The sequence below is a fragment of the Rhodococcus sp. NPDC003318 genome, from assembly GCF_042879035.1.
Taxonomy (GTDB): domain Bacteria; phylum Actinomycetota; class Actinomycetes; order Mycobacteriales; family Mycobacteriaceae; genus Rhodococcus_G.
Genome location: NZ_JBIAOU010000009.1, coordinates 116,231 through 128,881, shown reverse-complemented (window position 1 = coordinate 128,881; position 12,651 = coordinate 116,231). Strand labels below are relative to the sequence as shown.

The window sequence follows — 12,651 nt, the reverse complement described above, 5'->3', positions numbered from 1 at the left end:
TGTCAGGCGGTAGTAGGGCGACAGTTCGCCGTGCTCGACGAGCGGCTCCGTCCGCAGGTGACGCCGGCCTGCACGCGCAGCGCGATCGTGTTCGACGAGGCGTCCAGACTTCTGGTGAACGCGTTCACCGCCAGGACAATTCGGCCGGCCACCACCCGCCCGTGCCCGGCGACGAGCGTCGGACGGCCTGCCGGTTCGACACGCTCGACGCGGCTGCGCTCGAAGATCCTGACACCGCGGCGCTCGCACAACGTGGCCAGCCCACGGGTGTACCCGGCCGGATCGACCGTCGCGGCGGGAGCGTAGCGCAGGCCACCCAGATAGCGGGAGGCCGCCTCCGGCAGGTTCCGCGCCGCCACGACCTCGACGTCCAGGCCGAGAGCTCGGGCGGCGATGCTCTCGGCGAGCACGGCTTTCGCTCCGCGCCGATCGGCCGCCACGACGAGTTGGGTGCCCGTGGTGAGGCCGCAGTCGATGGCGCCCCGCTCGATCGTGTCCACGACATGCTCGACGGCGGCCTGCGACCAGCGGTAGCTCGCCCGAGCGATGTCGTCTCCCCGCTTCCGGCGCAGCGCGGGCAGCGCCGGGCCGATCCGCGGTCCGACGAGCCCGGTCCCGCTGCCGCTCGCGCCGGCGGCCACCGTGTCTGCCTCGATCACCACGATGTCGAGGTCCGGGCGCAGCTCGGCCAGACACGAGGTGGTGGACAACCCCGTGATTCCGGCGCCGACGATCGTGACGTCGGCCCGCACTTTCGCCGTCGACCACGACGCGGTCGGGGTTGCCGGGATCGCCGGGCCAGGGCGGTCGGCCGCTCCTCATGGTGAGGTCCATGGTCAGTGCGTCTCGACGAGCGCTGCGCGCAGGTTGCGTCCCGGGTTGATCCCCAGTTCGTCGTTGAAGATCTTCTCGGCCTGGAAGTACGACTCGTACGCCTCGGCGTGGCGTCCCTGTCGTTTCAGCGCCGTGATCAGGTGCGCCCGCATCCTCTCGTTGAACGGCTCGCTCAGGATGAAGCGCCGCGCGTTGACGATGGCCTGCTGATCGCGACCCAGCACGATCCAGGCGTCGAGCAGGACCTCACGTGCCGCGGTGCGCATCTGGTGCAGTTCGTCGGCTGCCGCCGCGGCAATCGGGCCGTCGGACGTGTCGACCAGTGCATCACCGCGCCACAGGCCCAACGCGTTGTCGAGCATCGTCTCGACCACCGACGGCGCCGACGGCCACAAGGCCAGCGCCTGGTCCACGCGGGCCCTGAACCGAAGTGCGTCGATGGCCGCGTAGTCGACGTTCAGGCGGTAGCCGCTGTTCACGGATTGCAGCAGATACTGCCTGTCACAGTGCCCATTGAGCCACCGGCGGAGCCTCGTCATGTGGGCGTGCAGCGCATTCGTCGCGTTTCCCGTGGTGCGCATCAGATCGAGTTCCTCGATCAGCTCGTCGCGTCGGACCTCGTCGCCGGCACGCACGGCGAGCAGCGCGAGGATGCCGCGCAACTTCCGTCCGGGAAGCCGCAGCTCGACGTCGCCGTACTTCGGCTGCAACGGGCCGAGAATGTTGATCGAAAACCGTCCGTCCCTCATGGCAGCTCTCCCCTTGGCGCCTGGTCGCACACGCGTGCGACTTCCGGTGGACGACGGCAGGTGCGTACCCGGAAGACTCAACGAAAAGGACGACTGCTCACAGCGGAGCCGCTCGTCGTTTCCGAACCCCTGTTTCCGAGTACAGATCGACCGGTGGTCGTCGTTCACCTCTTGCCGTCGCACTCGATGACGACAGGAAGACGGATTGCTCCGGACGCTCCCCCCACCGCATCGAGCGAACCGGAGTCTAGCGCGCACCAGGGGGCGCCATCGAGACAACCGCTGGGCAGCCTTGAGACATCAGTCACAGCGCTCGGCAATTCGTTCAGCTGTTGCCGCAATCGACCCGGCCCGGTGTCGAAGCACAGGGCAACGGCAATCTGCTTGCCCTGAAAACACTTTCACACGTTCATCGGGTCACCCGCGATCCGACACGGTCGCGGACGACAGCCGGAACGCCTCGGGATCCGGTGTGCGCAACCGTCGCCAGTAGCTGGTGCCCGTCCCGGGCCACGACTGCCGGTTGCGTCCGGTGTGGTCGAGAAACCAGCTGGTGCACCCGCCCGCGTTCCACACCGACCTGGAGAGTCGCCCGTGCAGCCAGGAGTTGAAGTCGCGCTGCACGTCGTCACGAACCTCGAGCCGGGTGGCGCCGCGCGCGGTCATCATGTCCAGACACCGCACGATGTACCTGATCTGGGTTTCGATCACGAACAGAATTGATTGGGCCCCACCACCCGAATTGGGGCCCATGATCATGAACATGTTGGGGAATCCCGCGACGGTGGTCCCCAGATACGCCTGCATCCCGTCGCGCCACGCCTCCTGAATCGACACCCCTGCGCGCCCGACGATGTTCTCGTCGGCGCAGCGATTGTTCGTCGAGAAGCCCGTACCCAGGATGACCACGTCGGCGGCGTGAACCGCACCGTCGGCGGTGCGGACCCCCGTCGACGTCAGATCCGTGACGCCCTGCGCGACCAGGGTCACGTTGTCACGTTGCAGGGCCGGAAAGTAGTCGTTCGACAGCAGGATCCGCTTGCAGCCGATCTCGTAGGTCGGGGTCAGCCTCTCCCGCAGCTCGGGATCCGGGACCTGCTTCCGGAGATGCCGGAGAGCGGCCGCTCGCAGGAGCTTCACCAGGCGCGGGTTCATGAAGGCGAGCACCGGAACCTCGTGCGTCCAGTACGCGACGTTTCGGTACACGAACTGCAGGAAGGGAACCCGTGCGAAGAGCCACCGCTCGACCGGACCGATCGGGCGATCCGCCTTGGGAAGCACCCAGTGCGCCGTACGCTGGAACACCTCGACGTGCGCGGCACTCTCAGCGATCCTCGGAATGAACTGCGCTGCACTCGATCCCGTACCGATCACGGCCACCCTCTTGCCTTCGAGCCGGACGCCCTCATCCCACCGGGCCGAATGGAACATCGCACCCTGGAAATCGGCGTCACCGTCGAAGTGGGGGATCTCGGGATTGTGCAGGGCCCCGTGTGCCGCCACGACCACCCGCGGTGCGTACACCTTGCCGCCGCGCGTCTCGACTCGCCACCGGTCGGTGAACTCGTCGAAGACGTACGACACTGCCTCCGTGTCGAATTCGATGTACGAGTCCAGGGAGTACTCGCGGGCGACGCGATCGATGTAGTCGAGGATCTCCGGCTGCTCCGCGTACATCCGCGACCAGTACGGGTTCGGCGCGAACGAGTACGAGTACATGACGCTGGCGACGTCGCACGCGCAGCCGGGATAGGTGTTCTCCCGCCACGTTCCGCCGATGCGGGACGCCTTCTCGAGGACGACGAAGTTGGGCCGCCCCTCCTTCAGCAGGGTGATCGCCATCCCGATACCGGCCAGCCCGGCGCCGACGATCAGCACGTCGGGCTCGACGGTGGCGGATTCGACGTCCTCCCCGGCGGTCGAGGTGTCGGCGAGGAGGCGTCCACGATCGGGTGTCATCATGCTGCTCCCAGTGCGGCTCTGAGCGTGTCCGCGGTCGAGGTCGGATCGAGTTGTCCCAGTGCGCCGAGCTTTTCGGCGGTCGCCGGATCGCCACCGACTCCGGTGAACTTCTCGGCAACCAGGCTCCGGTGGGATCTCCGGGTGGTGTGCCCGGTCATGCCGGTCGGCACGTCGCAGGTCTCGGTGAGCACCGTCCCGTCGACCAGGATCACCTCGACACGGGCTCCGATCGCCATCGTCGCGTTCTCGAACGTCGACTCGACCGGGCCGAGTGCGAGGAGCCTGCTCTCCAGATCGTCGCCACCGAGTGCCGTCAGCTCCGGCCAGTCGAGCGCCCGGGGTCCGGCCTGCCGCAATGCCTGGCCCAGGGGCGAGGTGGCCCGAACCATCGCCTCGGACAGCTCCGTGTCGTGCTCGACCACCACCTTCGACGCCAGTTCCCCGCGCCCCTCGTCGGTGATCCGCTCGGAGGTGAGGTCCGCGACCTGGAGTCGGCCGCACGTCAGGACCGTCGCCACGCCGTATCGCAGCGAGAAGTTCGCGGCCGTCACACTTCTCGTGTGACCGTCGGGATGCGAGGTCACCTTCCGGTCCAGCAACCAGGTCAGGATCGACCCGTGGACACGCACCTCCGTGACGTCGGACGGACCGATCCCACCCGTGCGCCGGTGAATGCGCTCGGCGCACTCCAACGCCGCTTGCGCGTAGGCACTGGCGGGGAATCGCTTGAAGGCCAACGTGTCCGTGTGCCACCGTTCGCCGAGGCCGGCTACGACCGCGTCCGGCATGTACACGTTCGACAACTGGCCCAACAACCCGTCCGGGCCGTCGAGCAGCGTCGCACTGCCCGTCAACCCCGCAGCGGCAGCGTCACACGCGTCGAGGGCCATCCGGACCGGGGACGCAGCCGTCAGCGCCTTCAGGTCACTGCCCAGGACGGCGTCGTGAACCGGTGTGGGAAGGATGCCCAGCGCCAGCCCCAGGCCGGCGACCCACTCCTCGTGCGACGCGGCCCTCGCCTTCAACAGCGCGACTGCGGCGCCCACCAGGTGACAGTGGGTGTTCGTCTGCCCGCGGAAGAACGGGCCCAGGATCGTCGCCGCCGTCACACGCGCGGCGCATTCGTTCGCGGCGATGACCGCGGTCACGACGTCCCGGCCACTCGAACCCAGTTCCGCCGCGTAGGCGATCGCCACGTTCACCCCCGAGGTCGACAGATGACCGACGTAGGACACCTCGTCGTAGTCGAGCAGGATCGACAGTCCCGCGAGGACGAATGCGGCGTTCTTCGGATCCCGCTGGTCGGGTGGCCCGAATGCCGCCACGAGCCGGCGGCCGAGTGGATGCTGCGCCGATGCACGCACCGCGGCGATGTTGGACACGATCTGACTGTGCGCGAGCTCCCTCGTCGTGGAAGGGATGTCGTCGTACCGCAGTCGCGCGGCCCAGTCGGCGAGCGTGCGCAGGAGGGCCGTCGGCGTCGCGGTGTCGGTGACGGTCACGGCACCGGCACCACGGTTGGCGGCGGCGCTTGTCGAGCGGGGATCCGGGCCCGCCCCCGGAGCGCTCTGCGTTCCTCGAACTCCTTGAATTCCGGAATGAGCTTCGGCTCGAACGGATCGGCGAACGGCTTGAGGAAGTTTCCGAAGAGGAACCTGTCGCCGCACAGGTGAATCGGGATCACCAGAAGCGCCCATTCGAAGCCCAGGAGGTACACCCACGCACCCACGACGGCGGCCTGGGTGACCATGCTGTGCATCGTGTTGTACAGAACGTAGTACACGGTCGAGATCTCGCCGGTCTTCGATCTGGCGTGGGCGACGGCCCCGGGGAAGTAGCCGATCACGTCGATGTAGAGGAACAGCGCGACCGCGACCACCCAGTTGACGTCACGGACATGGCACAGGAACAGCGCCACGGCGATCGCCAACGCAAGGGCGTACTCCGCACGGACCAGCCAGAACGTGTTCCGGGTGTCGTACCGGTTCACATGGTCCATCGGGCGTCCGATTCCGTGCGGGCGTCCGGTCTCCTCGCGGGCCCGGCGGGCGTCGCGGCGGTCTCGGCGAGCGACAGTTCGGCGAGCTTGGCCGCCACCGCACCGCTGACCAGGGGATCGTTCTCGACCTCGGCGTCGCCGAGCAGCTGCAGGAGTGCCAGCGCGATCCCCTCCTTGAGGACCTTGGTCGCGATCGGTTCCAGGACCCCGACCAGGCTCGGGATACCGAAGTCGAAGGTCACCTCGAAGTTCACGACACATCCGTCGCGCACCGGATCGACCTGCCAGTTGCCGCGGAAGACCTCGAAGTATCCCGCCGTCTGTTCGAACGTGATGCGGCGGATCTCGGGCTGGAAGTAGTCGACTTCCGACCACCGCAGCGGTCCGTTGCGGAAGAACACCTCCCAGTCGCTGGCGGTCACACCACCGGTGCTCTCCTGCACGGTGATCGAGCGCACCTCGTCCACGAGTTGCGGATACCGCTCGAAGTCGCTGACGCGCCGGTACGCTTCGTCGGCGTCGCAGCCCCGCGAGACCACCGCGAGAGTCACTGTTCTCATGTGTGCGTTCCTAACTGTGCTGATATCTGGTGCCGACCGTGTGCGCTGCGTTGTCCAGCGCGGCGAGCAGGAATTCGGTGTCCGGTTCGGTGAGGATCGCGGGGGGCGTGAACCTCAGAACCGAGTCCGAGTTCAACGAGAAGTTGGCGATGACCCTGTTGGAGATCAACTCCACCAACATTTCTCCCGCCATACCCGGCTCGGAGAATTCGATGCCGATGAGCAGGCCCCGCCCACGAACGGCGCGGACGAACGGACCCAGGTGACGGGTCAGGCTCCGGGTGACGGCCGGAATCAGGATGGCCCCCAACGTCTGCGCACGCAGGACGAGGTCGTCCTCCTTGATTGCGCGCAGTGCCCCGCAGACCGCAGCCATCGCGAGGGGGGCGGCGGAGAAGGTCGAGGTGTGCAGGAACGGATCGCGGTTGAGCACCCCGAACGCCTCGTCGGTGCAGATCGCCGCCGCGACGGGAAGGATGCCGCCGCCGAGGGCCTTCCCGGACAGCAGGATGTCGGGAACGACGGCCTCGCGGTCGACCCCCCACCACGACCCGAGACGGCCGAGGCCGGTCTGGATCTCGTCGACGACCAGGAATGCACCGTATCGCGTGCACAGTGCCCGCACGGTGTGCAGGTATCCCGGCTCGGGCACGATCACGCCGGCCTCGCCCTGCACGGGTTCGACGATCACACACACCTCACCGGGATGACGGCGTAGCTCGGCCTCGAGTTCGTCGACGTCCGAGTAGGTGACGTGGGTGACGCTGGGCAGCAGCGGTTCGAAGGGCTTCTGGTACGCCGCGCGGGCGGTCAGCGACAGCGCTCCCATCGTCTTGCCGTGATAGCCGCCGTACATCGAGACGAGCCTGCGCCGACCCTGCAGGCGTGCGATCTTGATCGCCGCCTCCGTCGCTTCCGCTCCGGAACCGCAGAAGTGGATTCGTTCGAGACCCGCAGGAGTACACGCGGACAGCATCTCGGCTGCCCGTGCCGCGACGGGGTCCAGGAACATCCTGGTACCCACCGGATGCGTTCGCAACTGCCTGATCACCTCGTCCTCGACGATCGGGTGTCGCGCACCGGTGATGAACACCCCGTAGCCGCCGGCGTTGAGGAATCGCTCGCCGTCGGCGGACGTGACCCACGCGCCTTCGGAGGCGACCTCGACGTGGCCACCGGTCATCTCCGCGATCATCGCGCGCCCGGCGCTGAGGTTGGTCCGGTAGATCCGGTCGACGTCCCCGGCCGCTGTCGAACTCGCCGGTGTCGTTCTCGCCGTTGTCATGTCGTCCGCCTCATCGATCCAGTACGAAGCTGCCGCCGGCCAGGCTCACGGCGAGCGTCCCGTGGGTGGACGAACGCGACGGGGGATGGAAGCTCAGGCAGCGCGTCGCCGACTGCAGGTACGCGATGCCGGGATCGGTGATGAAACTGATCCCGCCCAGGGCTTCCACGGCCCGGCCCACGGCGTCGTTGATCGCGTCCTGAGCGCCGTAGCGGGCGATCATCGCCCTGGTCAGGGCAGCGCCGTCACAGGCACCGTCGGCCAGCAACGCCGCCACCCGCTCCAACAGCAGCGTTGCCGTCTCGAGCCGGACACCGATCGCCGCCCGTGCCTCGGCGCCGACCCGGTCCGCGGCGAAGACCCGTTCGACCAATCCACTGGCCATCCCGAGGTAGCAGGCGGAGATCAGCATCTCGAACCACATGAAGCCGACGGTCTGGAGTGCATCCACCTCGCCGCTGTCGGTGAACTCCGCTCGGGTCGCGAGCCGCTCGTCGACGAACACGTCGACGAGGCGGACTTCGTCGCTCTCCGCCCCTGCGAGAATGTCGCTCTGCCAGAAGGGATGTACCGACAGCCCGTCGGAATCCGCCGGGACGAGCAGGAGGATCAGCTCGGTGTCGCCGTTCGCGTCGGTCACCGCCGTGCTGGCGGACAGCAGGTCCATCGACCGCGCCATGCTGCACGGCTTCTTGGATCCGTTGACGACGTACCCGCCGTCGGCGATCGACCCTCGGACGGACGGCGACAGGATTCCCTGTCCCGGTTTACCTTCCGCGAATCCCGACGCCACCAGCAGACCCTGTTCGGCGATGCCCATGAGCATCGCCCACTCGGTGCCGCTCGAGCGCAGGCAGTCGGCGAGGGTGAACAGCGTGGCGACCGAGAAGTGGTGCATTGCCGTGGCCACCGCGAGGGAGGGGGCACGTGAGGCGATCGCGCGCATGACGTGGATCGCGTCGACGGGACCGGCGCCGAGCCCGCTGTAGATCTCCGGAATCACGAGCGCGGATCCGCCGTACTTCCGGAAGATGTCCAGGCCCTGATTGCCGGGCCGCTCGAGATCACGGAGCGGCGTCGCGTCCAGTTCGTCGAAGAGGCCCGGGAGATACGCTTCGCAGACGTCGCGAGCATCGTCGAGGCTTCGCATGGTGGCTCTCCTAGCGGTGCCGAGGCGGTTGCGGGCGATCGGTGATCGCCACGCCCTGTAGGTGGGTGGTACGCAGAATCGGGTAGTTCGCTTCGCCGAAGACGCCGCCGGTGACACCGGTGCCGCCGTGCGAGGGCAGCGGTGCACTGAAGGCGATGTGAGATTCGTTGACCTTCAACAGTCCCGCGTTGACGACGGCGGTCACGTAGCGGTCGATCGTGGTGTCGTTGCCTGCCCACAACGAGTTCCGCAGGCCGTACCTGTTCGAGTTGACGAAGTCGATCATCGTGTCGAGGAGCACGTCGTCGGCGGCGTCCTCCGCGACGACGACGGGGATGAGCGGGAAGAAGGTCTCCTCGCGTACCGCGTCGACGTCACGGGCCCGCTCGAGACCGTCGACACGGATCACCGTGGGCTGCAGGAAGAATCCGGTGTCCCCCGGGGTACCGTCGAGGTGCATGCCGCCGCCACCCGTCACCACGGTGGCGCCCTTGGCGACCGCGTCCGCGACGAACGCGTTGAACCCGTCGTGGCGCAGGACGGGAGCCAGACGTGTCGACTCGTCGTCGGGATATCCGGGCCGCATGGCCTCGGCCTTCTCCGCCACCAACGCGATGAGGTCGTCGGCGATCGCCGGGTGTGCGACGACGACGTTCGGGACCATGCACAGCTGTCCCGAACCGTAGAAGCTCTCGCTGATCGCCGTCGCGGCATGGTCGAGGTTCGCATCCGACCACACGGTGACGATGTCGTTGCCCGCGAGTTCGAGGATGGGCTTCTTGCCTGCGGCCACACACTTCTGCTCGAACTTCAGTCCCGGCTCGACGCTGCCGAAGTACATGATGTCGTCGACATGGGGACTGTCGAGCCAGGCCTTGAGCAGCGGCGCCGGGTTTCCGCAGAGCACGTTCACCGTCCCTGTGGGAGCGCCGACCTCCCCGAGTACGTCCGCGATGAGTTCCCGCATCACACACATGACGCCCAGGGGCGCGGTGCGCGGGGCTCGAATCACCATCGCGTTTCCCGCCGCGAGCGACAGCGCCGCGAGCAGGACGCTGGCCATCGGCGCGTTCGCCGGTGGATTGACGCACACCACACCGTCGGGTTGCCGGCGGACGATCCGGCGCCGCCCGTCGTCGGCGATGTGCTCGTTCCACAGCTGTGTCCGCAGGAAGTCCACCGACAGCTTCGAGGTGTTCTCGAGGCATCCGGAGTACTCCCACTCCGCCAGTTCGAGTGGATGCCCCTCGTACGTCAGCAGTTCGACGATGAGTTCACGGCACTCGAGGAGACGCTCGTGGATCCGCGGGAGGGTGTCGTCGAACCGGACCGACCGGGGGTAGGTGCGCCACTGGACGGCCGCCGACGCCGCGGCCGACAGCGCCTCGGAGACCGTGCGATCGTCGGCGAGTGCGACACGTCCGACGACCAGCCCCGGTTCGGCATCGTCCACCGAGAGTGCTCCGCGGTCGAGCTCACGCTTGGTCCGCAGCGCGCTGAAGGAGTCGTCGAGCACGGCACGGGGCGAGAGCACATGCACCCACTTGTCGCTTTCGACGTCTTTTCCTCCGACGTAGTTGCCGTAGGTCAACAGTTCGTTACCCAGCTTGGTCAGTGACATACCCGATCCCATGTGATTCGTTGCTGTGCCTGTCCGGCCGGCCAGGACTTCGCTTTCGTCGGTGCGAGCGTATGGACCTCTTCTGACGCTCGACTGATGCGTTCGGGGCAGTGCGTCGGGCCCGTGTCAGGACGACGCGCAACTCTCGTCGCACCACCAGTCCCAGCCCACGACGGAGTGATCGACCGTGTCCTCACCTCGAGCCGTGCCGGATCAGGCACGGAATGCCGCATTCTCGGCAATCAGCCGACATGCCGACAACCCGAGTGCGTTTCTCGCACTCAATCAGGGGAACGAGCTGTTCACGGCTCCACACCTCGACGGATTCATCGCCTACCGCGAGGTGGGGAGGTGCTGGATCCAGTTCGGCGGTCCCTTCGCAGCGGCCGACGACCGCGCGGCCCTGCTCCAGGCGTTCCTCGACGCCGCCGGGCGACGACGCAGACGCGTGCTGGCCCTGCAGCTCCAGCACGACGACGCCACCCTGTACGCCGAGCGGGGAATGCGGGTCAACCAGATCGGCGCCTCGTACGCCGTGGAGCTGTCCGGGATGACCCTGCGGGGCAAGCGTTTCGTGCGACTGAGGAACAAGATCTCCCGAGCCACCCGAGCGGGCCTCGAGATAGCGGAGGTCGACGCGGCGGAACATGCGGATCGGATCGAGCAGATCGATCGCGTGTGGCTGCGACAGAAGGGACGGCACGTCCGGGAACTGCAGTTCCTGGTCGGTGAGATCGGCGGGCCGGCGCAGGAACACCGCAGACTGTTCCTGGGCACCGTCGACGGTGTGCCGGTCGGGTACGTCTCCTACGCGCCGGTCCACGGTTCGCGCCCCGGATGGCTGCACGACCTGAGTCGCCGTGTCCCCGACGCGCCGCCCGGGGTGATGGAGGCGATCAATTTCAGTGCATGCCAACGGTTCCGAGAGGGCGGTGCCGAGTGGCTGCACTTCGGGTTCACCCCGTTCACCAGCCTCGACCCGGTCCACGAGATGACCACCGCGTCCGCGCCGATCACCCGGATCGTCGGGCTGCTCGGGGAACACGGCTCGTTCGTCTATCCGTCGGCGACGCAACTCGAGTACAAGCTGAAGTGGTATCCGGAAGCGACGCTTCCCGAGTACATGGCCTACGACGGGTGGTTTCGTCCCCGGCTGGCGTGGGCCCTGCTGCGGGTGACCAACTCGATCTGACATCGCACACACGCACTCCCCCGGCGGACGGGTCCGCCGGGGGAGTGTCTTCTCACCGGAGCAGTGGCTCGGCCTCGATCCGCACCTTGCGCAGGTGCTTGACGATCTCGACGTAGGCTCCGACAACGGACGTCTCGTGACACGGGAGTCCCGCTGCCGCACAGTGCTTCAGCACGATCGGATGTACCTTGCGCAGGTTCGGCTGCGGCATGGACGGGAACAGGTGGTGCTCGATCTGGTAGTTCAGTCCACCGTAGATGTAGTCGATGATGCGCCCGCCCCGCACGTTGCGTGCCGTCACGACCTGCCGGGTCATCCAGTCGAGGGTCTCCTCGTCGGACCGGACCGGCATGCCCTTGTGGTTCGGCGCGAAGATCAGGCCCCCGTACAGGCCGGTGACACCGTGATGGACCGCGACGAATGCCATCCCCGTCCACAGCCCGAGCACCGTGAAGACAGCGGTGAAGTACAGCACCGTGTGCACCGCGATCAGTGCGCCCTCGAGCAGCGGACGGCGAACGCTGCGCATCGTGACGGCCCGGAAACTCACTACCCGCAGACCGAGTGACTCGAGTATCGCCATCGGAAAGAACACCTTCTCCTGGTGGCGGATGACGAACCGGCGTGCTGCACTCATCGGTTCCTCGGCCTGCTCGGCGGTGAAGATCGCCTTCCGCCTGACGATGTCGGTGTCACGTTCGATGTGGTTCGGATTGCTGTGATGACGATTGTGATGGTTGATCCACCACTCGTAACTCGCTCCCAGCAACAGGTTTCCGTGCAGGTAGCCGAGGAGTTCCCGCCCCCTGCGGGTACGCGTCACCTGGTGGTGCCCGACGTCGTGGCCGATGAGACCGATCTGCACGTAGCAGAACGCCATGAACAGCGCGATCACCAACTGCCACCAACTGCGCCCGATGACGAAGAAGGCCACCCACCCCGCTCCGAGCATCATCAGGTTCACGACGATCTTCACCGCGTAGTGGCCCCGGCGAAGGTCGAGCAGACCCGCCGCACGAACCTCCTTCTGGAGCGCCGGGAACCCCGACGCGGCGACGGCCGGCCGGTCGGCACCGCTGGGGGTGACGGTTCCGGACCGATCCGCCTCCACGATCGGATCCGGAACCGCGGTGGCGAGCAGCCGCTCGTAGTTGACCGTCATGGGGCAGCCTTCCGTTGATCAGCAGTGGCGGTGCACACGATGTGGTTCTTCCGTGCGTTCACGGAACGTGAGGACGCGGCGCACCGGGGTGCGGTACCCGAGGGCATGGTGTCGCACGGGTGCTGACTTTTCGGTGA

The 12,651-nt window shown here is 67.2% G+C and carries 11 protein-coding genes; 1 reads left to right on the top strand and 10 read right to left on the bottom strand.

Annotation, left to right across the window (positions count from 1 at the left end; translation table 11 throughout):
• Nucleotides 1-2: 2 nt before the first annotated feature.
• The 9 genes from ACFYVR_RS16370 to ACFYVR_RS16330 form a co-directional block, all read right to left on the bottom strand.
• Complete coding sequence (locus tag ACFYVR_RS16370) at nt 3-752, bottom strand: NAD(P)/FAD-dependent oxidoreductase (RefSeq protein ID WP_387474881.1); 750 nt, start codon at nt 750-752, stop codon at nt 3-5.
• A gap of 84 nt (nt 753-836) precedes the next feature.
• On the bottom strand, nt 837-1,583 hold the full coding sequence (locus tag ACFYVR_RS16365; protein WP_387474879.1) for a BTAD domain-containing putative transcriptional regulator: 747 nt from the start codon (nt 1,581-1,583) through the stop codon (nt 837-839).
• 417 nt (nt 1,584-2,000) lie between these two features.
• Nucleotides 2,001-3,545: a flavin-containing monooxygenase gene (locus ACFYVR_RS16360; RefSeq protein WP_387474877.1), complete on the bottom strand. Its 1,545-nt coding sequence runs from the start codon at nt 3,543-3,545 to the stop codon at nt 2,001-2,003.
• Nucleotides 3,542-5,047, bottom strand: a complete 1,506-nt coding sequence (locus ACFYVR_RS16355; protein WP_387474875.1) for an MmgE/PrpD family protein — start codon at nt 5,045-5,047, stop codon at nt 3,542-3,544. Before ACFYVR_RS16355 ends, ACFYVR_RS16360 begins: the two co-directional genes overlap by 4 nt.
• The gene (locus ACFYVR_RS16350; protein WP_387474873.1) at nt 5,044-5,544 is read right to left on the bottom strand and encodes a hypothetical protein; all 501 of its coding nucleotides are present in this window, start codon (nt 5,542-5,544) and stop codon (nt 5,044-5,046) included. The genes ACFYVR_RS16355 and ACFYVR_RS16350 overlap by 4 nt, the downstream gene beginning before the upstream one ends.
• On the bottom strand, nt 5,532-6,104 hold the full coding sequence (locus ACFYVR_RS16345) for a type II toxin-antitoxin system RatA family toxin (RefSeq protein ID WP_387474872.1): 573 nt from the start codon (nt 6,102-6,104) through the stop codon (nt 5,532-5,534). The genes ACFYVR_RS16350 and ACFYVR_RS16345 overlap by 13 nt, the downstream gene beginning before the upstream one ends.
• Nucleotides 6,105-6,114: 10 nt before the next feature.
• Nucleotides 6,115-7,389: an aspartate aminotransferase family protein gene (locus tag ACFYVR_RS16340; protein WP_387474870.1), complete on the bottom strand. Its 1,275-nt coding sequence runs from the start codon at nt 7,387-7,389 to the stop codon at nt 6,115-6,117.
• 10 nt (nt 7,390-7,399) lie between these two features.
• Nucleotides 7,400-8,539: an acyl-CoA dehydrogenase gene (locus ACFYVR_RS16335; RefSeq protein WP_387474868.1), complete on the bottom strand. Its 1,140-nt coding sequence runs from the start codon at nt 8,537-8,539 to the stop codon at nt 7,400-7,402.
• 10 nt (nt 8,540-8,549) lie between these two features.
• Nucleotides 8,550-10,160, bottom strand: a complete 1,611-nt coding sequence (locus ACFYVR_RS16330) for an aldehyde dehydrogenase family protein (RefSeq protein ID WP_387474866.1) — start codon at nt 10,158-10,160, stop codon at nt 8,550-8,552.
• Nucleotides 10,161-10,347: 187 nt separating this feature from the next.
• Here ACFYVR_RS16330 and ACFYVR_RS16325 point away from each other — a divergent pair, with 187 nt between their 5' ends.
• Nucleotides 10,348-11,352: a bifunctional lysylphosphatidylglycerol flippase/synthetase MprF gene (locus tag ACFYVR_RS16325; RefSeq protein WP_387474864.1), complete on the top strand. Its 1,005-nt coding sequence runs from the start codon at nt 10,348-10,350 to the stop codon at nt 11,350-11,352.
• Nucleotides 11,353-11,404: 52 nt separating this feature from the next.
• Here ACFYVR_RS16325 and ACFYVR_RS16320 read toward each other — a convergent pair whose 3' ends face one another.
• On the bottom strand, nt 11,405-12,514 hold the full coding sequence (locus ACFYVR_RS16320; RefSeq protein ID WP_387474862.1) for a fatty acid desaturase family protein: 1,110 nt from the start codon (nt 12,512-12,514) through the stop codon (nt 11,405-11,407).
• Between the last annotated feature and the right edge of the window lie 137 nt (nt 12,515-12,651).